Source organism: Streptomyces sennicomposti (genome assembly GCF_019890635.1).
Classification (GTDB): Bacteria; Actinomycetota; Actinomycetes; order Streptomycetales; family Streptomycetaceae; genus Streptomyces; species Streptomyces sennicomposti.
The window spans coordinates 88,568-108,892 of the sequence record NZ_JAIOAB010000005.1 but is presented as its reverse complement, the minus strand read 5'-3'; the positions used below and the strand labels follow the sequence as shown (position 1 = coordinate 108,892).

At 73.5% G+C, this 20,325-nt stretch carries 19 protein-coding genes; 8 read left to right on the top strand and 11 right to left on the bottom strand.

Features of this window, described 5'->3' with window-relative positions:
• The first annotated feature begins 102 nt into the window (after positions 1-102).
• Positions 103-969 carry an alpha/beta fold hydrolase gene (locus K7787_RS04850; protein ID WP_223000590.1) on the top strand — a complete coding sequence of 289 codons (867 nt, stop codon included), beginning with the start codon at positions 103-105 and terminating at the stop codon, positions 967-969.
• Positions 970-1,007: 38 nt separating this feature from the next.
• Here the strand turns inward: K7787_RS04850 and K7787_RS04845 are convergent, their stop codons facing one another.
• Positions 1,008-1,916, bottom strand: coding sequence for an NYN domain-containing protein (locus tag K7787_RS04845; protein ID WP_019980332.1), 909 nt, complete (start codon positions 1,914-1,916; stop codon positions 1,008-1,010).
• A gap of 253 nt (positions 1,917-2,169) precedes the next feature.
• On the opposite strand from K7787_RS04845, the gene K7787_RS04840 reads away from it, so the two are divergent.
• Entirely contained in the window at positions 2,170-2,322 is a 153-nt protein-coding gene (locus K7787_RS04840) for a DUF8834 family protein (RefSeq protein ID WP_019980331.1), read from the top strand.
• 106 nt (positions 2,323-2,428) lie between these two features.
• Here K7787_RS04840 and K7787_RS04835 read toward each other — a convergent pair whose 3' ends face one another.
• The 3 genes from K7787_RS04835 to K7787_RS04825 form a co-directional block, all read right to left on the bottom strand.
• Positions 2,429-3,034 (bottom strand): MarC family protein, encoded by a 606-nt coding sequence (locus K7787_RS04835; RefSeq protein ID WP_009190482.1) that lies wholly within the window; start codon positions 3,032-3,034, stop codon positions 2,429-2,431.
• A gap of 77 nt (positions 3,035-3,111) precedes the next feature.
• Positions 3,112-3,969 carry a PHP domain-containing protein gene (locus tag K7787_RS04830; protein WP_009190481.1) on the bottom strand — a complete coding sequence of 286 codons (858 nt, stop codon included), beginning with the start codon at positions 3,967-3,969 and terminating at the stop codon, positions 3,112-3,114.
• Positions 3,970-4,292: 323 nt separating this feature from the next.
• Positions 4,293-4,934 (bottom strand): DUF6758 family protein, encoded by a 642-nt coding sequence (locus tag K7787_RS04825; protein WP_009190480.1) that lies wholly within the window; start codon positions 4,932-4,934, stop codon positions 4,293-4,295.
• A 182-nt stretch (positions 4,935-5,116) separates the two neighbouring features.
• Here K7787_RS04825 and K7787_RS04820 point away from each other — a divergent pair, with 182 nt between their 5' ends.
• Positions 5,117-6,349, top strand: coding sequence for an MFS transporter (locus K7787_RS04820; RefSeq protein WP_223000589.1), 1,233 nt, complete (start codon positions 5,117-5,119; stop codon positions 6,347-6,349).
• A 147-nt stretch (positions 6,350-6,496) separates the two neighbouring features.
• On the opposite strand, the gene K7787_RS04815 is transcribed toward K7787_RS04820, so the two are convergent.
• Positions 6,497-7,093: a suppressor of fused domain protein gene (locus K7787_RS04815; protein WP_009190478.1), complete on the bottom strand. Its 597-nt coding sequence runs from the start codon at positions 7,091-7,093 to the stop codon at positions 6,497-6,499.
• A 558-nt stretch (positions 7,094-7,651) separates the two neighbouring features.
• Here K7787_RS04815 and K7787_RS04810 point away from each other — a divergent pair.
• Positions 7,652-8,770, top strand: coding sequence for a magnesium and cobalt transport protein CorA (locus tag K7787_RS04810; RefSeq protein WP_043261259.1), 1,119 nt, complete (start codon positions 7,652-7,654; stop codon positions 8,768-8,770).
• 43 nt (positions 8,771-8,813) lie between these two features.
• Positions 8,814-9,326 (top strand): hypothetical protein, encoded by a 513-nt coding sequence (locus K7787_RS04805; protein WP_223000588.1) that lies wholly within the window; start codon positions 8,814-8,816, stop codon positions 9,324-9,326.
• A gap of 18 nt (positions 9,327-9,344) precedes the next feature.
• Here K7787_RS04805 and K7787_RS04800 read toward each other — a convergent pair whose 3' ends face one another.
• Positions 9,345-10,094, bottom strand: a complete 750-nt coding sequence (locus tag K7787_RS04800) for a hypothetical protein (protein ID WP_223000587.1) — start codon at positions 10,092-10,094, stop codon at positions 9,345-9,347.
• A gap of 309 nt (positions 10,095-10,403) precedes the next feature.
• Here K7787_RS04800 and K7787_RS04795 point away from each other — a divergent pair, with 309 nt between their 5' ends.
• From K7787_RS04795 to K7787_RS04785, 3 genes are read left to right on the top strand one after another with little or no spacing between them, the layout of a single operon-like run.
• Complete coding sequence (locus K7787_RS04795) at positions 10,404-11,690, top strand: magnesium transporter MgtE N-terminal domain-containing protein (RefSeq protein ID WP_009190474.1); 1,287 nt, start codon at positions 10,404-10,406, stop codon at positions 11,688-11,690.
• Positions 11,680-12,276 (top strand): DUF1003 domain-containing protein, encoded by a 597-nt coding sequence (locus K7787_RS04790; protein ID WP_169437792.1) that lies wholly within the window; start codon positions 11,680-11,682, stop codon positions 12,274-12,276. The genes K7787_RS04795 and K7787_RS04790 overlap by 11 nt, the downstream gene beginning before the upstream one ends.
• Positions 12,277-12,319: 43 nt before the next feature.
• Entirely contained in the window at positions 12,320-13,453 is a 1,134-nt protein-coding gene (locus K7787_RS04785) for an Mrp/NBP35 family ATP-binding protein (RefSeq protein ID WP_009190472.1), read from the top strand.
• A gap of 165 nt (positions 13,454-13,618) precedes the next feature.
• Here the strand turns inward: K7787_RS04785 and K7787_RS04780 are convergent, their stop codons facing one another.
• The 5 genes from K7787_RS04780 to sigE form a co-directional block, all read right to left on the bottom strand.
• Positions 13,619-14,290, bottom strand: a complete 672-nt coding sequence (locus K7787_RS04780; RefSeq protein WP_027757768.1) for a hypothetical protein — start codon at positions 14,288-14,290, stop codon at positions 13,619-13,621.
• Between the two features lie 297 nt (positions 14,291-14,587).
• Positions 14,588-15,031, bottom strand: a complete 444-nt coding sequence (locus K7787_RS04775; protein ID WP_009190470.1) for a sec-independent translocase — start codon at positions 15,029-15,031, stop codon at positions 14,588-14,590.
• A gap of 453 nt (positions 15,032-15,484) precedes the next feature.
• A complete protein-coding gene (locus K7787_RS31575) occupies positions 15,485-17,266 on the bottom strand; it encodes a trypsin-like peptidase domain-containing protein (RefSeq protein ID WP_372456603.1) in 1,782 nt (593 codons plus the stop codon).
• Between the two features lie 1,206 nt (positions 17,267-18,472).
• Positions 18,473-19,468: an anti-sigma factor family protein gene (locus tag K7787_RS04765; RefSeq protein WP_223000586.1), complete on the bottom strand. Its 996-nt coding sequence runs from the start codon at positions 19,466-19,468 to the stop codon at positions 18,473-18,475.
• The gene (sigE, locus tag K7787_RS04760) at positions 19,465-20,169 is read right to left on the bottom strand and encodes an RNA polymerase sigma factor SigE (RefSeq protein ID WP_078512095.1); all 705 of its coding nucleotides are present in this window, start codon (positions 20,167-20,169) and stop codon (positions 19,465-19,467) included. The genes K7787_RS04765 and sigE overlap by 4 nt, the downstream gene beginning before the upstream one ends.
• Positions 20,170-20,325: the final 156 nt, after the last annotated feature.

Genomic DNA, 20,325 nt, shown 5'->3' with positions numbered 1-20,325 from the left:
GCAGGCCCCGGACCGATCCGCCGCCCCGCTCCTGGCCGAGACCCGGCGCCCCACGACAGGCGGCCGATCCGGCCCGGCCCTCGGGGCCGGTAGCCTCCTGGCATGAGCAGGCCTCCTTCCTTTGTTCCGCCCGCGGGTGCGCGGGCGTACCGGCTGCGTACCGTGCGGGGGGAGTTCGCCGTGGTCGACGCGCCCGTGGCGGGCGGGGTCGAGCCGAAAGGCGTCGCGCTGCTGCTGCCCGGGTTCACCGGCAGCAAGGAGGACTTCAACCCGCTGCACGAGCCGCTGGCGGCGCGCGGCTACCGCACGGTCGCCGTGGACGGACGCGGTCAGTTCGAGTCGGCCGGGCCGGTGGACGACGCCTCGGCGTACGCGCAGGAGGAACTCGCGCGGGACGTCCTCGCCCAGGCCGAGGCGCTCGGCGTTTCCCTGCACCTGGTCGGGCACTCGCTCGGCGGGCAGATCGCGCGGGCGGCGGTGCTGCTGGACCACGCCCCGTTCCGCTCGCTCACGCTCATGTCCTCCGGACCGGCCCGAGTCTCCGAGCCGCAGCAGCAGCGCGTGAAGCTGCTGCGGGACGCGCTCGGGGTGCTGACGATGGCCGAGGTGTGGGAGGCCATCCAGGCGATGGAGCCGCCCGAGGAGACCGACGCCGGTCTGGACGCCGGGCTCGCCGACCGGGCGGACCTGCGCCGCCGCTGGCTCGCCAACAGCCCCGCTCAACTCCTGGCCACCGGAAGCCAGTTGTGCACCGAGCCGGACCGGGTCGCCGAACTCACGGCGACGGGGCTGCCGTTCCATGTGCTGTCGGGCGCGCACGACGACACCTGGCCGGTGCCGCTCCTGGACGACATGGCCGTACGGCTCGGCGCACGGCGCACGGTGATCGAGGGCGCCGAGCACTCCCCCAACTGCGACCGCCCGCTGCCCACCGCCCACGCCCTGGCCGACTTCTGGGACGGGTGCTGAGCCCCGGCGTCCCGTAGCGCGGGACCGCGCCCGTACCGCTAGTACTGCGCCTGGAGGTGGTCCCAGAAGCCGTCGCGCAGGGCGCGCCGCAGGTCCGCCTGGCCGCGCAGCGAGTACCGCAGCAGGCCCTCGGCCTCGACCAGGAGGTCCTGGTCGACGGAGCCGGGCAGATACGGATGGCCGGGCAGGAGTTCGAGCACGGTGTCCCGGCCGCGCTCCATGAGCCACTTGGCGGCGATCTGCGCGCCGACGAAGCGGACGTCCTCGCGGGTGGGGCGGGCCGTGCCGGTCGGGTCGTAGGTGACCGCGGTGCGCCGGGAGACGTAGGGCTTGAAGAAGTCGAGGTCGAGGGTGCGCTGGCTGTCGACCTCCCACAGCAGCGGCTCGGCCTGGTTGCGGCCCTCGGGCGCCTCGATGCCCCACAGGTGGACCCGGGCGCCGTAGCCCTGGGCGGCCTCGACGGCCGAGACCAGGTCCTCGTCGCCGCCGAGCAGCGCGGCGTCGCTGATGGCGCGGTGCCGGGCCAGGGACTCCAGGTCGGAGCGGATGAGGGAGTCGACGCCCTTCTGCTGGTTGTTGGCGTTGAGGTTGCCGAGGCGGACTTTGACGTCGGGCAGTTCGGCGATGGACTGCTGCTCGGCGGTGTGGATACGGCGCCGGGCGCCGTCGTACCAGTAGACGCGCAGCAGCCGGCTGTCGGCGAAGACCGTGCGGGCGCGGTCGATGAGCGCGTCGATCAGGCCCTCGGCGTCCAGGTCGAAGGCACGGCGGTCCTCGGTCCCGGCCACCAGCCGGCCCGCGGCGGCGTAGAGGTACCCGGCATCGACGAAGATCGCATGGGTCGAGGGGGTCTTGGCCACCTCGGCGAGCATGCGCTCCAGCAGCTCGTTGGTGCGGTCGATGCGGGCGGCCAGCGCCGCGGGGTCCTGGTTCATGGCCTCGTTCATCCCTGCCATTGTCCCGGTGGTCACACTGCGAACACAACCGGTCCCGGTCGGTCGACGGACGCAACCCTCCCGATCCCGGTCGGGAGGCGGTGCTACCGGTGGGTAATTAGACGTTCGAAAAATTTATTTAGCGTAGGGAATGTTTGTGACGTGCGGCCCGTTAGATACGTATGGAACACGGGCACCGACGCCCCTGCGCCTCCATCACTAGTAATTCTCCGCAGGAGGATGACCAGACGAAGGGAGAAGCCCCATGCGCTTCGAGATCATGCGACTCGACGAGGTCGACGGGACCACCGTGGACACCACCGTCGTGGACGCCGCCTCCGTCAACCGGATCGTTCAGCAGGCCGCCGCGATCGGCCAGCGACTCTGGATCCGCCCGGCCGACACCCCGGCCTCATAACAGCGGGTCCGCTCCACAAGCTTCGAAGCCCCCGTACGGCGACCGGCCGTACGGGGGCTTCGTGCCGTGGGCCGGACGCCCGGGGCCGCCCGGGCGTCCGGCGGGCTCAGCCGCCGCGGACCACCTGGGTGATCCCGTTGATGATCTGCTGGACGGCGATCGCGGAGAGCATCATGCCCGCCAGCCGCGTCACCAGGACCACGCCGCCGTCCTTGATGACCCGGATGATCAGCAGCGAGTAGCGCATCACCAGCCACAGCACGACATGGATGGCGAGGATCGCCGACCACACCGAGATCTGCGTGGCGACGCTGTCGGCCTTCTGGACGGCGAGGATGACGGAGACGATCGCGCCGGGGCCGGCCAGCAGCGGCATGCCCAGCGGGACCAGGGCGACATTGACGTCCTTGGTCGCCTTGGGCTCGTCGGTCTTGCCGGTGAGCAGGTCGAGCGCGATGAGCAGCAGGAGCAGTCCGCCGGCGATCATGAGCGCCGGCACGGACACGTGCAGGTAGTCGAGGATCTGGTGGCCGAGCACGCCGAACACGGCGATGACGCCGCCGGCCACGCAGACGGCCTGGAAGGCCATCCGCTTCTGCACCTTGCCGGGGCGGCCGGCGGTCAGCGCCAGGAAGATCGGGGTGATCCCGGGGGGATCCATGATGACGAACAGGGTGAGGAAGAGGGAGCCGAAGACGGCAGCGTCGAACATGGGTGTGGAACAGCCTTGCGAAAGCAGCACGGGGACAGACCCGTACCGGGAAGTGGACAGGTGGCGCGGGGCGGGGGTCAGACTCCGCCGGCGCCCGGGACGGGGAACGCCCCGGTCGCCCGTCGCGTGATCTCCCCGTACACCTCGGGGTCGGTCGTGGACGCGCCGAGGGCGACGGTCTTGCGGCTGCCGTGGTAGTCGCTGGAGCCGGTGGTCAGCAGCCCCAGCTCCTTCGCGAGGCCGCGCAGCCGCGCCCGGGTGTCGGGGTCGTGGTCCATGTGGTCGACCTCGATGCCGTCGAGGCCGGCGGCGGCCAGGTCGGCGATCCGGGACTCGGGGACCGTACGGCCGCGCTTGGCGGCGGCCGGGTGGGCGAAGACGCAGACTCCGCCGGCGTTCTTGACCAGCCGGATCGCCTCGAACGGGTCCGTCTCGTGCTTGCCGACGTAGGCCCGGCCGCCGTCGGCCAGCCACTGGTCGGTGAAGGCGTCGCTCACGGTGGGGACGACGCCGAGTTCCACGAGGGCGGTGGCGACGTGCGGCCGGCCGACCGAGCCGTCGCCGGCGATCCGCGCGACCTGCTCCCAGGTGACGGGCACGCCGAGCGCGTTCAGCTTGGCGATCATGCCCTTGGCGCGCGGCACCCGGTCGTCGCGGACCAGCTCCCGCTCGGCGAGCAGGGCGGGCTCCTCGGGGTCGAAGAGGTAGGCCAGCATGTGCATGCTGATGCCGTCGATACGGCAGGAGAGTTCGGCGCCGGTCACGAGGGTGAGCCCCTCGGGCAGGGCGGCGAGGGCCTCGGCGTGGCCTCGGGTGGTGTCGTGGTCGGTCAGCGCCACGACGTCCAGACCGGCAGCGGCGGCGTTGCGCACCAGCTCGGCCGGGGTGTCCGTGCCGTCGGACGCGGTGGAGTGGGTGTGCAGGTCGATGCGCACGACACGGACTCCAGGCGGTGACGGGACGAAAGGGGACACCCAAGGATAACGGGAGCCCGGGAGTGCCCTGTCACACCCGCCACCCCGGCCCGCCCCCTACACCCAGGGGTGGCTGGGGGTGTCCCGGGGGGTGAGTGGTGGATTCGGGCCAGATCGAGGGACGCCAGTCGGACCGACCGCGCGACCGTGGCCCGAACCGACCACTCACCCCCGAATCCGTGACCGACCTCGCGGCGACCCGCCGCCCCTGCGGCGCCTGCCCCGCCTCACGGCCGCACCCCCGCCCCAGGGCCGCACCCCCGCCCCACGACCGCAGCCCCGCCTCACGGCCGCAGCAGCCGGGGCGACAGGGCACCGCACGGGACCAGGTCGACCTCCGCGCCCGCGTCCCGCAGGTCGGCGAGGACCAGTTCGTCGTACATCAGCAGGCCCGACTGCTCGGGCCAGACCACCGCCCACAGCCACAGTCCGCACGCCTCGCCCACGAAGACGGCGCGGTCGACCGGTGTGCCGGAGACGTGCCACAGCGGGGTGGGCCGGCCGCCGGCCAGGACCTTGGCGTCCGGCGGCTTCTCGACGTTGAGCCAGGGGCCGGGGTCCGGGCCGTCGAGACCGGCGTAGCGCGCGCCGAGGCCGACGCCGAGTTCCTCGGCGACCAGGATCAGCTCGCCCATGCCGCCGAGCGGGCCGGGCCCCGAGCAGGCCACGGCGGCGGCGCGACCGCCGCTGCGGTCGTCGCCGGCACTGGCCACGCCCGTGAACAGCCAGCCGACCGGCAGTGGCCACGGCATCCACACCGGCACCTGGGTGCGGTGCACGACGACGCCGAGAGCCTCGACGCTGGGCGGTATCACGGGCTGCACCGGGTGCACGGTCCCGTGGACGTCGCACTGCCAGGAGTCGTTGAAGAGTCCGGGAGCCCTGACCCGGCCACCGCACTTCGGGCAACTGGGTTCGCCCCTCATAGGGCTCCACGGTCCTACCCCGACCGCGTCACGTCAAGGACGATCACCCGTCCGGCGGGCACTCCCACCAGGCCGAACTAGATGCACGTTGCATTAATTAGCTGCGCTAACTTACTATGTGCATACACCAACTATCTGCCGTCGAGATCTCACCGGGACCCGTCCCGGGATTGGAGCAAGGCATGGCCTCGGACGACCCCTTCGACGCGGGGGCGGGCAGCCTCCTGCGGCAGCCGAAGGCAGTCTGGGCGACGGCCGGCGCGTCCGTCGTCGCCTTCATGGGCATCGGGCTCGTGGACCCGATCCTCCCCTCCATCGCCAAGGGCCTGAACGCCACCGCCAGCCAGGTCTCCCTGCTGTTCACCTCCTACTTCCTGATCACCGCCGTCGCGATGCTGGTGACCGGCTTCGTCTCCAGCCGCATCGGCGGCAAGAAGACGCTGCTGCTCGGCCTCGCCTTCGTCGTGGTCTTCGCGGGGCTGGCCGGCACCTCCGGCTCGGTCGGCCAACTGGTCGGCTTCCGGGCCGGCTGGGGCCTGGGCAACGCCCTGTTCGTCTCCACCGCGCTCGCGGTCATCGTCGGCGCGGCGGCCGGCGGCAGCGCGGCGGCGATCCTGCTCTACGAGTCGGCGCTCGGCCTCGGCATGGCCTGCGGGCCGCTGCTGGGCGCGCTGCTCGGCGACGCCAGCTGGCGCTACCCGTTCTTCGGCACCGCGTTCCTGATGGCCGTCGGGTTCCTGTGCATCACCGTGTTCCTCAAGGAACAGCCGAAGCCGGCCCGCAGGACCTCGCTGCTGGACCCGATCAAGGCGCTCGGCCACGGGGGACTCGCCTCGGCGGCCGTCTCCGCGTTCTTTTACAACTACACCTTCTTCACGGTTCTGGCCTTCACCCCGTTCGTGCTGAACATGACGCCGTATAAATCGGGTGCGGTGTTCTTCGCGTGGGGTGTGCTGCTGGCCGTGTTCTCGGTGATCGTCGCGCCGCGGATGCAGGAGCGGTTCGGGTCGCTGAAGGTGCTCGGCGGGTCGCTGGTGCTGCTGGCCGCGGACGTCGTCGTGCTGGGGTACGGCGATCACACCACCGCGATCGTGTGCACGATCCTGTCCGGGGCGTTCATCGGGGTGAACAACACGGTGTACACCGAGCTGGCGCTCGGGGTGTCCGACGCGCCCCGGCCGGTGGCGAGCGCCGGGTACAACTTCGTGCGGTGGTTCGCGGCCGCCGCCGCGCCCTATCTCGCGCCGAAGATCGAGGAGTGGAGCGACATCCACGTGCCGTTCGTCGTCGCGGGGGCGACCGCGGTGGTGGGGGCGCTGGTGGTGCTGGTGCGCAGGGGCGCGCTCGCGCACGAGGCCGAGGAGCTGCAGCCCCGGCACGCCACCGAGGACGGGGTCGCTGTCTTTGTGAAGTGACCTTCGGGGGCGAGGGGTTGACGGTGTCCGTCCGGGGGCGGGCGGTGGTCAGCGGGACGCGCGGTTCCCCGCGCACCCAGGTCGCCGCCCGCGCACCCAGGTCGCCGCCCGCGCCCCGGAGGCATTCACGTCACGCCGTGGGGTTCGTCACTCCAGCGGGACCGACGTGCGCCTCGGGTCTCTCAGGTCCGTGCCGTTCGTGAGCCAGCGTTCCTGGAGGGCCTGGGCGCCGTGGACCCGTTTCCAGGCGGCCTCGTTCGGGGTCATCGGGAGGAGGGGGAGGAAGCGGACCGGGTCCAGCGGGGCGTCCAGTTCCAGGTCCTCCACCAGGCCGCCCGGCTCGGCCACCAGGACCGAGGTGAACGGCGCGCCGGGCCACAGCGCGTCCCCCACGTCCAGCGAGGCGCCCGGCGCCACGACCAGGCCCTCGACCTGCGGGGACGCGCCGAGCACCGCGAGCGGGCGGAGCACCTTGTCGGTGTCGGCGAGACCGGCCCGTACCGACAGGACCAGCTCCGCGCGCGGCCCCTGGACGGGGTCGGCGACCACGGCCGTGGGGTCCGTCATGGGATGGGCGGACATGCCGAGCGTGGCGTAGCGGACGATGGCGCCCTCCGCGTCCGAGTCCCGGAAGCGCAGCACCTCGATACGGTCCGTGCCGAGGAAGGTGACCGCCGCGCGCGCGTCCGGTTCGCCCAGTGCGGAACGCAACCGGGCCTCGACCAGAGGAAGAACATCTGCCATGCCGCGAGCATAGAACTCGTCAGTACCCGGCAAAGCGGCACCTTGACACGTCGGCTGACTGATAGTCTTACCCGGCGGTTCGGGGCAGCACGCAGAAGCGTCGCGTATCGAGTCCCGACGCCGTTGAAACTCCCCTGACGGGGCACCCTTCAAACAGGGTATGGATCGTCCCTCACGAGGGACCGGCCGGAGGAGGTGGGGCTGTCATGGATCGAAGTCGACCGTGCAGTAGCACCCGCTCTTCCCGCCGCTGATGTAGCTGTTCTGGCTCCGGCTGACCCGCCGCCTCTCGCGTTCGTGCCTTTGTGCGCGTCATACGGAAGAGCACTTCGTCTCGTCCGCCGGATCGTCCGATCCGGCTGGTCCGTCTGGTTCGTCTGATCCGAGTCAGTGACGAAGCCCGCCACCGCGACGGTGCGGTGCTCCCCGCTTTGTGGACGTGCGAAACATCCTTCTTCTGCCCGACGGGCGGAAGACCCTTGGCAGGACGTCCTCATTCCGGGCAGTTCCGACCGGCGCCCGGCGTCACTTCGTCGCTCGTCACGAAGGAGCCCCGCCATGTCGATGATCCGTGACCTGCGTGCCGTAGTCCGCCCGTCCCGCCCGGCGCAGCGCAAGGACAACGGCGGCACGTACGACGCCACCCGCGACCCGGCGACGCCGTCGGCCGTCGTCGACTGCGCCGTCTACCGCGACGGCACGCGCCTTCAGACTCCCGCGCCGCTGACCCCGCAGGAGGCGGTGCGCCTGGTGCGGCGCGACGGGGGCTTCGTGTGGATCGGGCTGCACGAGCCGACCGAGGCCGAGTTCGCGGGCATCGCCGCGGAGTTCGGGCTGCACCCGCTGGCCGTGGAGGACGCCGTCCAGGCCCACCAGCGGCCCAAGCTGGAGCGCTACGACGACACCCTGTTCACCGTCTTCAAGACCATCCACTACGTCGACCACGACCGGCTCACCGCCACCAGCGAGGTCGTGGAGACCGGCGAGGTGATGTGCTTCACCGGCCGGGACTTCTTCATCACCGTCCGGCACGGCGGCCAGGGCTCCCTGCGCACCCTGCGCCACCGCCTCCAGGAGGACCCCGAGCTGCTGGCGAAGGGCCCCTCGGCGGTGCTGCACACCATCGCCGACCATGTCGTGGACGGCTACATCGCCGTCGCCCACGCCCTCCAGGACGACGTGGACGACGTGGAGACGGAGGTGTTCTCGCCGGGCCGGGGCGGCACCGCGCGCGGCACCGACGCCGGGCGGATCTACCAGCTCAAGCGCGAGGTCATGGAGTTCAAGCGGGCGGTGTCGCCGCTGCTGCGGCCCATGCAGCTGCTGAGCGAGCGGCCGATGCGGCTGATCGACCCGGACATCCAGAAGTACTTCCGGGACGTGGCCGACCACCTGGCCCGCGTCCAGGAGCAGGTCATCGGCTTCGACGAACTGCTCAACTCCATCCTCCAGGCCAACCTCGCGCAGGCGTCCGTGGCGCAGAACGAGGACATGCGGAAGATCACCGCGTGGGCCGCGATCATCGCCGTGCCGACGATGGTGTGCGGGGTGTACGGGATGAACTTCAAGTACATGCCCGAGCTGCACTGGCGCTACGGCTACCCGGTGATCATGAGCATCACGGTCGCGATCTGCCTCGGCATCCACCGCACGCTCAAGCGCAACGGCTGGCTGTGAGGCGGCCCGGCGGGGCCCCGCGCCGCCTCGCTACCCTGCTGCCATGACCAGCGCGCTGCTCGACCGGGCCCTCATCGAGGAGGCCACGAAGAAATCCGGCCTGATCTGGGTCAAGGGCCCCGGCACGCCCGCCCGCGCCCTGTGGCACGTGTGGCACGAGGGCGCGGCCTGCCTGGTCGGCGACGGTCCCGGCGAGCAGCCGCTGCCGGGACTGGCCGACGGGGCGGCGGCCGAGGTGACGGTGCGCAGCAAGGACAAGGGCGGCCGGCTGGTGACCTGGCCGGCCCGGGTCGTGGAGCTGGCGCCGGACTCGCAGGCGTGGCGGGAGACGGTGGCGGAGCTGAAGGGCAAGCGGCTCAACGCCCCGGACGGCGAGGCGATGCCCGAGCGGTGGGCCCGGGAGTGCCGGGTGCTGCGGCTGGAGCCGGCCGGGGCGACCGTGCCGCTGCCGGACGGTCCGCTGGCCGAGGCGCCGCTGCCGACTCCGGCGACCACTCGCCGCCCGGCCCCGGCGGGGCTGCCGCGGCTGCTGCTGAAGAAGCGCCGCCGCACGTGATCCCGGGCGGCGGGCGGCTCAGGACGTCGGGAGCTGTTTGCCGTAGTCGACCGTCTCGTCCTTGGCCGGTTCGGTCAGCGGGAAGTCCTTGTTCCACTCGGAGAAGCTGAGGGTGCCCGCGCCGCCGGCGCGTTCCAGGCGCAGCGGGTAGGGGGCGCCCTCCAGGGAGACGTCGAGGGCGCCGCCGGTGCCGTCGCCGCCGGTGAGGCGGATGGTGCGGACGCCGGACGCCTCGTGGTGGCCGTCGGTGGCCAGGGCGCCGTGCAGGGTGAGCAGGCCGTCGAGGAGCACCTTCTTGTCGGTGAAGCCGCTGAACCGCTGGTAGGAGGGGTCGCCCTGCGGGACCTTCACGTATTTGCCGTCGAGCTTGCCGGCGGCCCCGCTGTCGCTCTTGCCGTCGTCGGCGTGGTTCCAGAAGGCGGCGTCCGCCTTGAGGTACAGCTTCTCGCCGACCCGCAGCAGCCCGAAGGTGACGCCCTGGGCGGTGACCGAGCCGGTGCCGCCGTCGGACTTCAGGCGCATGTCGAGCCGGTAGGTGCGGCCGTTGCTGACGACGTTGCCGGACAGGTGGACGGCGCCGGCCGACTCGGCCGCCGTTCTCGTCTTCGCCTGGATCTGGGCGGGTGGCAGCTTGCCGACGCCGTTGGTGCCCGCGTCCGGGTCGTCCCCGGAGCATCCCGTCAGCCCCGTGCCCGCTGCGACGGCCACGGCGCACAGCGCGCCCCTCAGCACGGCCCGGCGGATACGGCCCTGGGGAATCGCAGTCACAGGTGGCGCTGCCTTTCTGACGCGAGCGGCGGGGTGCGCGGCGTACACGGGACACGCGGGGCGGGGCCGCGGATGCGCGGCGTACGCGGGCGGGCGCGGCGGGCGGCTCCCGACGCGGCGTACCGCAGCGTACCGGGGCCGCGGCGGGCCGGCGGAGCCAGTCCGTCCGGACCCCTCACCAGGGCGTATCCGAACGGGACGGGCTAGCCTGAACCCGACCTGAGCGGGCAGGGGAAGGGCACCGCGGAGAACACCACCCCACCCACGAGATGCCGTACGCATCACGCAGCACGCAAAGGAGGCGCACCCATGGCAGCCGGCGCCCCCCGGATCTTCGTCTCGCACCTCGCCGGCGTCGCCGTCTTCGATCCCAGCGGCGACCAGGTGGGACGTGTGCGCGACCTGGTCGTGATGCTGCGCGTCGGGCGCAAGCCGCCCCGGCTGCTCGGTCTGGTGGTCGAACTGACCACCCGGCGCCGGATCTTCCTGCCGATGACCCGGGTGACGAGCATCGAGTCCGGACAGGTCATCTCCACCGGTGTGCTCAATGTGCGGCGTTTCGAGCAGCGGCCCACCGAGCGGCTGGTCTTCGGCGAGCTGATGGACCGGCGGGTGACGCTGGTGGAGACCGGCGAGGAGGTCACCGTCCTGGATCTGTCGGTGCAGCAGCTGCCCGCGCGCCGGGACTGGGAGGTGGACCGGGTCTTCGTCCGCAAGGGCCGCAAGAGCAGCGCGTTCCGGCGCAACAAGGGCGAGACGCTGACGGTGGAGTGGTCGGCGGTGACCGGGTTCTCGCTGGAGGAGCACGGGCAGGGCGCGGAGAACCTGCTCGCCACCTTCGAGCAGCTGCGCCCGGCCGACCTGGCGAACGTGCTGCACCACCTCTCCCCCAAGCGGCGCGCGGAGGTGGCCGCCGCGCTGGACGACGACCGGCTCGCCGATGTGCTGGAGGAGCTGCCGGAGGACGACCAGATCGAGATCCTCGGCAAGCTGAAGGGGGAGCGCGCGGCCGATGTGCTGGAGGCGATGGACCCGGACGACGCGGCCGACCTGCTGGCCGAGCTGCCCGTGGAGGAGCGGGAGCGGCTGCTGAGCCTGATGCAGCCGGCCGACGCGGCCGACATGCGCCGGCTGATGTCGTACGAGGAGCACACGGCGGGCGGTCTGATGACGACCGAGCCGATCGTGCTGCGCCCGGACGCGACGGTCGCCGACGCGCTGGCCCGGGTCCGCAACCCCGACCTCTCGCCCGCGCTGGCCGCGCAGGTCTACGTGTGCCGGCCGCCCGACGAGACGCCGACCGGCAAGTACCTGGGCACGGTGCACTTCCAGCGGCTGCTGCGCGACCCGCCCTACAGCCTGGTCGGCGCGCTGCTGGACGACGACCTCCAGCCGCTGGCGCCGGACGCGGCGCTGCCGGTGGTCGCCGGGTTCTTCGCGACCTACGACATGGTGGCGGCGCCCGTGGTGGACGAGTCGGGTTCGCTGCTGGGGGCGGTGACCGTGGACGACGTGCTGGACCACATGCTGCCGGAGGACTGGCGGGAGACGGAGTTCCATCTGGACGGGGAGGGGGTGGCCGGCGATGGCGGCTGAGCGCGAGGGCAACCGCGAGCGGCATCCGGTGGGCGCCACGGCTGCGGGACGGCCGCAGCGTACGCGCCTGGACCAGCCGCGCGCGCTGCGCCGCAGGCTGCTGCCGGAGTGGGACCCGGACGCCTTCGGCCGGCTCTCCGAGCGCATCGCGCGTTTCCTGGGCACCGGGCGGTTCATCGTCTGGATGACGGTGGTGATCATCGTCTGGGTGGTGTGGAACATCGCCGCGCCGCGCCCCCTGCGGTTCGACGAGTACCCGTTCATCTTCCTGACGCTGGCCCTGTCGTTGCAGGCCTCCTACGCCGCCCCGCTGATCCTGCTGGCGCAGAACCGGCAGGACGACCGGGACCGGGTCAACCTGGAGCAGGACCGCAAGCAGAACGAGCGGTCCATCGCCGACACCGAGTACCTGACGCGGGAGATCGCCGCGTTGCGCATGGGCCTGGGCGAGGTGGCGACGCGCGACTGGATCCGCTCGGAGCTGCAGGATGTGATCAAGGAGCTGGAGGAGCGGCAGAACGGCCACCGCCCGCATGCCGTATTCCCGGCGGATCACCCGCGCGGACGTGACATGGACGACCGCTGACGGGGGTCCCTGCGCGACGGCCGCGCGCCGTACCATCGTTGACATGGTTACGGAAGACGCGGTGCGCGAAGCGCTGGCGACGGTTGACGACCCCGAGATCCACCGGCCCATCACCGAGCTGGGCATGGTCAAATCGGTGGAGATCGGCGCGGACGGGACGGTCGCGGTCACCGTGTACCTGACGGTCTCCGGCTGCCCCATGCGCGAGACGATCACGCAGCGGGTGACCGACGCGGTCGGGCGCGTCGAGGGCGTCACCCGGGTGGACGTCTCCCTGGACGTGATGAGCGACGAGCAGCGCAAGGAGCTGGCGAACGCCCTGCGCGGCGGCCAGGCCGAGCGCGAGGTGCCGTTCGCCAAGCCGGGCAACCTGACCCGGGTCTACGCGGTCGCCTCCGGCAAGGGCGGCGTCGGCAAGTCCTCGGTCACGGTGAACCTCGCGGCGGCGATGGCGGCCGACGGGCTGAAGGTGGGCGTGGTCGACGCCGACATCTACGGCCACAGCGTGCCGCGCATGCTGGGTGCGGACGGGCGTCCCACCCAGGTCGAGAACATGATCATGCCGCCGTCGGCGAACGGCGTGAAGGTCATCTCCATCGGCATGTTCACCCCGGGCAACGCGCCGGTGGTGTGGCGCGGCCCGATGCTGCACCGCGCGCTCCAGCAGTTCCTGGCGGACGTGTACTGGGGCGACCTGGACGTCCTGCTGCTGGACCTGCCGCCGGGCACCGGCGACATCGCGATCTCCGTGGCCCAGCTGGTGCCGAACGCCGAGATCCTGGTCGTGACGACGCCCCAGCAGGCCGCCGCCGAGGTGGCCGAGCGGGCCGGTTCCATCGCCGTGCAGACCCACCAGAAGATCGTCGGCGTGGTCGAGAACATGTCCGGGCTGCCCTGCCCGCACTGCGGCGAGATGGTCGACGTGTTCGGCACGGGCGGCGGCCAGCTGGTCGCCGACGGCCTGACCCGCACCACGGGCGCGTCGGTGCCGGTGCTCGGCTCCATCCCGATCGACGTGCGGCTGCGCGAGGGCGGCGACGAGGGCAGGCCGGTCGTGCTGTCCGACCCGGACTCCCCGGCCGGTGCGGCCCTGCGCGCCATCGCGGGCAAGCTCGGCGGCCGCCAGCGGGGCCTTTCGGGGCTGTCGCTGGGGATCACGCCGAGGAACAAGTTCTAGGGGCGTGCGGGGGCCGTACGGCCCCTGCGGCCTCGTACGTCTGCGTACGGCCTCAGTACGTGTGCATACGGCCTCAGTACGTGTGCGTACGGCTTCGTACGGCTTCGTACGGTGAAGGGCGTCGTCCCCGTGGGGGCGGCGCCCTTCGTCGTGTCCGCGGGCCGGTCAGGCGTAGGCGGTGATGTCCTTGACGACGGCGAAGCCGAGCCCGTACGCGCTCATCCCCCGCCCGTACGCGCCCAGGTGCACCCCCTGCTCGGTGGTGCCGGCGAGGACCCAGCCGTACTCGGACTCGCGGTAGTGGAAGGAGGCGGGGACGCCGTCCACGGGCAGGGACAGCGTGGACCAGTCGGGGCCGGACAGGTCGTCCGCCAGCACCCACGCGGTCTCGGTCTGCTGCTCCAGCCAGTCGTCGCGCAGGGCGTGGTCCATCTGCATGGGCCAGGTGAAGGACAGCAGTCCCACCCCGGCCAGCCAGGCCGCCGAGGAGACCGTGGTGGCCTCCAGCCGGCCGGTGCCGTCGGCGAGCTGCCGGACGGGGTTGGCGGCGACCGTGACGACGACGGCGAACTTCTCCTTGGGCTCGTCCGGGGACCCGGAGACGAACTCGTTGCGCACGGAGGGCTCGTCGCCGTGTCCGATCGAACCGTGTTCCACGGAGCCGTCGGCGGAGGCGCCGACCTGCATCAGCCAGCGCGGGCCCGTGAAGGCCTCGTCGAGGCCGTACCACGGGAAGGGCGCCAGCAGGTAGCCGTCGACCGCGCGCCGGGCGGCGGGGGCGGCTAGTCCGCCCTCCCCGGCCGGCGCCTGCGCCACCGCCCTACTTGTCGTCTCCATCTGCCCGGACGCCTCCTCGCTCTCGTCGGACCGGGGCGGCCCGCCCCCCTTCGGGCGCACCCGTCCGGTCCGCACAACAACTCGGCAGCATATCCACCCCGCCTCGGGCAGCCCGGAGGCTCCCGGCGCGTGGGGCGCGGGAGGACCCGTTCAGGCCGCGCGTGCCGCGCCCGCGACACGACGGCGATACGACGATATGACGCGGATCACGGCGATATGACGGTATGACACGCCTCACATCACCGATGGCGGCGCGGGAGGCGCCGGTCGGCGGGTCGGGTGGCGTCGGCGGACGGCTCAGGTGGCGTCGGAGTCGAAGGGCGGCCGCTCGTCGCGGTCGGGGCCCTCGGGCTTCTTCGTCATGTCGATCCGGCCGCCGGAGGAGGGCGAGGAAGGCGACGAGGGCGAGGGGTCGCTGTCGCGGCCGTGCACCGCGTCCGTGACCTCGGCCATCTCCTTCTTCAGGTCGAAGCCGTTGCGGATCTCCTTCAGCCCCAGGTCGTCGGTCTCCAGCTGCTTGCGGAGGAACGTCTTGGGGTTGAGGTCCTCGAACTCGAAGTCCTTGAACTCCGGGCCGAGTTCCTGGCGGATGTCCTGCTTGGCGCTCTCGGAGAACTCGCGGATCTTGCGGATCGTGCGGGTGACGTCCTGGATGACCTTGGGGAGCTTGTCCGGACCGAACACGAGCATGGCCAGGACGATGATCGTCGCCAGCTCGGGCAGTCCTATGTCGTTGAACACCTGAAGCTCCTTGCGATGTCCGTGGTCCTCGGCCCTCGGGCGGTCCGGTCTGTACGGGTCCATCCATGGTCCGGGCCGGCTCCACGGTACCCGCAGCACGCGCGCGACCGGTACCGTCCCGAGGTGTCGGACCGCGTGTACACGACGAGTTTTGCCGTGTGTTCGCCTGACGGCAGCCCGGCGTTGCCCCGGGGGCACGCCCGCCGGGGGCCGCTCGGTACGGGTCGGTGACCGCCCGCGGGGCCGGTCGGTACGGGGCGGTGGTCGCCCGCGGAGCCGGGCGGTACGGGGCGGTGGTCGCCCGCGGAGCCGGTCCGTACAGAGCGGTGGTCGCCCGCGCGACCGCTCGGTGCGGGGCGGTCGCCGGCTGCGGAGCCGGGCGGTGCGGGGCGGTGGTCGCCCCCGGAGTCCCGGTGCGGGGCGGTCTCCGTCGGCGGGACCGCTCCGCGCGGGTCAGTCGCCGCCCGCGGAGCCGAGGACGAGGGTGACCTCGCGGTCCCGGCCGTCGCGCCGGACGGTCAGCGCCAGCCGGTCGCCGGGGCGGTGGGCGCGGGTCCGGACGATCAGCTCCTCCCCCGAGTGGACCGGCTTGCCGTCCACCGCGGTGATCACGTCGCCGGCCTTGATGCCCGCCTTGGCTCCGGGGCCGCCCGGAGCGACCGGGGAACCGCCGTCGTGGCTCTTGGCGCCGACCTTGGCGCCGTCGCCGGTGTAGTTCATGTCGAGCGTCACGCCGATCACCGGATGGCTGGCCCGGCCGGTGTTGATCAGCTCCTCGGCGACGCGCTTGGCCTGGTTGACCGGGATGGCGAAGCCGAGCCCGATGGAGCCGGCCTGGCCGGTCTGCACGTCGGAGCCGGTGTCGGCGCTGCGAATGGCCGAATTGATGCCGATGACGCGGCCGTGCGAGTCCAGCAGGGGGCCGCCGGAGTTGCCCGGGTTGATGGGCGCGTCGGTCTGCAGCGCGTCGACGTACGACACGTCGCCGCCGTCGCCCTTCTCGCCGCCGGCCGTGATGGGACGCTCCTTGGCGCTGATGATGCCGGAGGTGACGGTGTTGGCGAGGTCGAAGGGCGCGCCGATGGCGACGACGGGGTCGCCGACCTGCACGTTGTCGGAGTTGCCGAGCGGCATGGGGGTCAGGCCGCGTACGCCGCTGACCTGGACCACGGCCAGGTCGTAGCCGGTGTCACGGCCGACGATCCGCGCCTTGGCGGTCTGTCCGCCGCTGAACGTCACCGATATCGCGCCGCCGGAGGCGGCCGGTTCGACCACGTGGTTGTTGGTGAGGATGTGGCCAAGGCCGTCCAGCACGAAGCCGGTGCCGGTGCCCTGCCCGTCCGAGCCGGACACGTGCAGGGTGACCACGCTCGGCAGGGCGCGGGCGGCGATCCCCGCGACGCTGTCCGGGGCGCGCCCGGCGGGCTCCTTCCCGGCCTGCGGCAGCTCTACGGCGCCGATGCCGCCGTTGCGCTCGAAGTACGCCCCGGCGACGCCGCCGAGCAGTCCGGAGACGACCGCGAGGGCGACGGCGCCGCCGACGAGGGCGCGCCGCACCCGCCTGCGCCGCCGCTCCGCGCTGCCCTGCGCGGCCCCGCTCTCCTGGAGCGGCGCGGCGGCCCAGGGGTCGTACCGCCCCCAGGGGTCTCCGCCCGCGGGCGCACTCTCCACTCCGACGGGGCCGACCGCAGCCGGGCCGCCGCCCACGGAGTCCACTCCGACTACTCCGTCGGCTGTCGCCGGGGGGTGGAGGGGGTGCGGGGCGCCGTGACCGGCGGTGGCGGGGTGCGGGGCGGGGTGTCCCTCGGGGGCTTGGTGCGGGGTGGTGCCGGGCCCGGTGAGCGGCGTCTGCGGGACGGGGGTGCCGTGCCCCGTGGGGGCGGGCCGCGGAGCGGGGATGCCGTGCCCGGCGGGCGGCGTCTGCGGGGCGGGGAGGCCGTGCCCGGCGGAAGCGTCCGGGGCGCCGGGCACGAGGGGGCCTCCAGGGGCTCCGGTCTCGGCCTGAGGCTGCGCGAGCGCGGGCCTGCCGGGCCCGGCGGGCGGCGTCTGCGGGGCGGGGAGGCCGTGCCCGGCGGGGGCGTCCGGGGCGCCGGGCACGAGGGGTCCTCCAGGGGCTCCGGTCTCGGCCTGGGGCTGCGCGGGCGCGGGCGTGCCGGGCCCGGCGGGGGGCTGCGCGGGCGGCGGCACGGGGGCGCCCTGGCCCGCCGGGGGGTGGGCCAGGTGCGGGGCGGGCATGGCGGGCCCCGCCAAGAGGTGGGCGGGGGGCGGAACAGGCGCACCCGCACCGGCCGGTACCGGCGCGGAGAGCGCGCCCGCCGGGCTCGGTACGACCACGCCGGCCCCCACCGGGGCGTGCCCGGACGGCGGCACGGGCGCGGGCGGCGGCACGGGCGCGGGCGGCGGCACGGGCGCTGGCGGCGCCGCCGCCAGCGTCGGGTGCTGGACGGGCGGCGCGGGCGCCCAGGGGCCGGGTTCGCCGTAGGGCGGGGTGTCGTAGGGGTCGGGGTCGTGCAGGGGCTTGGGACGGTCTGTGGGCGGGGCGACGGGGGCGGGAGACGCGGGTCCGGCCACGGGCTCAACGGCGGCCTCCCCGGCGGGGCGGGAAGGCGCGTCCGACGGGCCGCTTCCGGGCGCGGCGACGCCCTCTCCAGCAGAGCCGGAGGGCGTGCCCGCGGCACCGACCTCGGACGCGGCGGCTCCACTCGCGGAGCCGGAAGGCGTACCCGAGGAAGCGGCGGGCGGCAGAACAGCCTCACCGGCGGAGCCGGAAGGCGCGCCTGCCGGGCCGCCCCCAGGCGCCGAGGCCGTCTCGGCCGGGGCCGAGGGCTCGGTCGACGAGGTGGGCTCGTCGGCCGTGGTGGCCCCAGGCTCGGGGGGCCGGGGCGTGTCCGTCGGAGCGGGGCGGGCCAGTTCGTAGTCGCCCTCGTGGTCCTCCCGTAGGGACGGCGTGACCGTACCGGCCTCCCCCTGGGGGCCGGCCGGCGAGGCAGCGCCCTCCGAGCCGGTCGCCGGGGCGTCCCCGGGACGGCCGGCCGAGGCAGCGTCCCCGGAGCCGGGCGAGAGGACGTCGGCACCCGTGCCGACCCCTGCGGCCGAAGCGGCGTCGGCGCCCGCGTCAGTCACAGCGGCCGAAGCATCCCCGCTGCCCGCGCCGCTCCCGGCGGCCGAAGCGGCGGCGCCCGCGCCGCTCCCGGCGGCCGAGGCCGCGTCAATACCCGGGTCGATGCCCGCGTCGCCCCCGGTGGCCGGTGGGGCGGCTGGGGGGCGGGGGCGGTTGAACCACCTCGGGCGGGTGGACTTCGTGGGCTTCCCCTCGTTCATGTTCTCCCCACAGGTGCCCGCGGCACGCGTCGTCTGCGCGCCCCGACCGGTGTCATGGGCGCGACCACCTGGATTCAACCAGGTTCGCGGGCCACCGCGCAGGGACCGGTGGGCGGCCGGTCAGTGCGCGGTGCGGGACGCGGCGGTGGCGGACGGGTCCGGCGCCGGGGTGGGGGCGGGTGCGGCGAGCAGACCGGGCGGGGTGAACCCCGGGTTCGCGGACCAGCCGGTCAGGGAGATCGGCGGGCGGGCGCCGAGCGGGCGTATCAGGGGCGAGAGGACGGCCGCTCCGGCCGTGACCGGCGCCGTCAGCGCCCGTACCCCGGACGGCTGCTGTGCCGTCGCCGGCGGCTGCGCACCGGGCAGCAGCGGCGCGGACAGGGAGGTGGGCACCAGCGGTGTGCCCGACGAGGTCCGCTGGCCCTGCGGGGAGACGGGGCCGGCCGCCCGGCGCCGGGCGGCCTCGGGCCACGTCACCGCGCCCGCGCCGCCGCCCGCCGTACGCGCCGGAGTCACATTGCTGCCGGCGCCGGAGCCGCCGCGGGCCTCGGCCGCCGTGTCCCCCACCGCGCCGGTGGTCACCCCGCCGAGGGCGACCGCGGCCAGCGACACCGCCCCGGCGGCGACGAAGGCGAACCGCAGTCCGCGCGAGGCCGAGCGCTCGGTGTCGGGGCGGCCGACGTGGTGGATGCGGAAGCCGTCCGCGCAGTCGGGGTCGGAGTCGAGTGCGCCGCCGTGCGGGCCGGCCGGGACGTAGCCGAACTCGAACCGCTCGCTGCGGCGCACGCCGAACACCCCGGGCGCCCCCGAGGAGCGTCCGGGCAGGCCGGGGAGGCCGCCGTCGCCCAGGGGCGAGCCGCCGTCACCGCCGGGCAGGCCCTGGAGGCGGGCCAGGAAGCTCTCGGAGGGCGGCGGCGGGGCCGCCTCCGCGAAGACGTTCTTCAGGCGGCGCTGCGCCTCCACCTCCGCCTTGCACTTCGCGCAGGTGGCCACGTGCGCCAGGACGCGCTCACGCGCCTCATGACCCAGCTCTCCGTCCACCAGGGCGGAGAGCCGGTCTCCCAGATGCTGTTCCGCGAGGCCGCTCGCGGCGGGGTCGGGTCGTGATCCACTCACGCGGTCGCGCCCCCTCCCCCCAGCGCGGGGACCCGGGCCACGAATCCGCGCCGCTCGGCCCGGCGCGCCTCGGGCGAACGGTGCGCGAGGGCCTTGCGCAGCTGCGAGCGGCCCCGGTGGATACGGGAGCGCACCGTGCCGAGCTTGACGCCGAGGGTGGCGGCGATCTCCTCGTAGGACAGCCCCTCGATGTCGCACAGGACGACCGCCGCCCGGAACTCCGGGGCGAGGGTGTCCAGCGCCTGCTGGATGTCCGCGTCGAAGTGCGCGTCGTTGAACAGCTGCTGCGGGGTGGGCTCCTTGCTGGCCAGCCGCTCCGCGGCGTCCTCGCCGAGCGCGTCGAAGCGGATGCGCTGCTTGCGGCGGACCATGTCCAGGAAGAGGTTGGTCGTGATGCGGTGCAGCCAGCCCTCGAAGGTGCCCGGGGTGTAGGTCGACAGGGAGCGGAAGACGCGGACGAAGACCTCCTGGGTGAGGTCCTCGGCGTCGTGCTGGTTGCCGGTGAGGCGGTAGGCCAGGCGGTAGACGCGGCCGCTGTGCGTGCTGACGATCTCCTCCCAGGTGGGCGGAGTCCACGCCTGCGCGTCCGCGTCGGTGGAGAAGGTCGCGGTCGCGGCGAAGCCGTCGGCGTGGCTCGGGTCAGCAGCGGTGTCGTTCACGGATTTCGGCCTGCCCGCCGATCCGAGAAAGCGCCGCAGCACTCCTCCCCGATCCACAGGCACAGCCGCACCTCCCCTGTCGGCTCTGGTGGTGTCCAGTGGAGCCCCTACCATAACCACCTCGCCCGTTAGCTCCGGATAAGCGGTTTTACGAGAATTTGACACCGGCTGCCTGGGGCCGTCCGGCCGCGTCAGGAC

Bases quoted from the DNA above. Each gene is read 5' to 3' on its own strand.
- K7787_RS04850 (WP_223000590.1), top strand. From the start codon at position 103: ATGAGCAGGCCTCCTTCCTTTGTTCCGCCCGCGGGTGCGCGGGCGTAC.
- K7787_RS04845 (WP_019980332.1), bottom strand. From the start codon at position 1,916: ATGAACGAGGCCATGAACCAGGACCCCGCGGCGCTGGCCGCCCGCATC.
- K7787_RS04840 (WP_019980331.1), top strand. From the start codon at position 2,170: ATGCGCTTCGAGATCATGCGACTCGACGAGGTCGACGGGACCACCGTG.
- K7787_RS04835 (WP_009190482.1), bottom strand. From the start codon at position 3,034: ATGTTCGACGCTGCCGTCTTCGGCTCCCTCTTCCTCACCCTGTTCGTC.
- K7787_RS04825 (WP_009190480.1), bottom strand. From the start codon at position 4,934: ATGAGGGGCGAACCCAGTTGCCCGAAGTGCGGTGGCCGGGTCAGGGCT.
- K7787_RS04820 (WP_223000589.1), top strand. From the start codon at position 5,117: ATGGCCTCGGACGACCCCTTCGACGCGGGGGCGGGCAGCCTCCTGCGG.
- K7787_RS04815 (WP_009190478.1), bottom strand. From the start codon at position 7,093: ATGGCAGATGTTCTTCCTCTGGTCGAGGCCCGGTTGCGTTCCGCACTG.
- K7787_RS04810 (WP_043261259.1), top strand. From the start codon at position 7,652: ATGTCGATGATCCGTGACCTGCGTGCCGTAGTCCGCCCGTCCCGCCCG.
- K7787_RS04805 (WP_223000588.1), top strand. From the start codon at position 8,814: ATGACCAGCGCGCTGCTCGACCGGGCCCTCATCGAGGAGGCCACGAAG.
- K7787_RS04795 (WP_009190474.1), top strand. From the start codon at position 10,404: ATGGCAGCCGGCGCCCCCCGGATCTTCGTCTCGCACCTCGCCGGCGTC.
- K7787_RS04790 (WP_169437792.1), top strand. From the start codon at position 11,680: ATGGCGGCTGAGCGCGAGGGCAACCGCGAGCGGCATCCGGTGGGCGCC.
- K7787_RS04785 (WP_009190472.1), top strand. From the start codon at position 12,320: ATGGTTACGGAAGACGCGGTGCGCGAAGCGCTGGCGACGGTTGACGAC.
- K7787_RS04780 (WP_027757768.1), bottom strand. From the start codon at position 14,290: ATGGAGACGACAAGTAGGGCGGTGGCGCAGGCGCCGGCCGGGGAGGGC.
- K7787_RS31575 (WP_372456603.1), bottom strand. From the start codon at position 17,266: ATGCCCGCCCCGCACCTGGCCCACCCCCCGGCGGGCCAGGGCGCCCCC.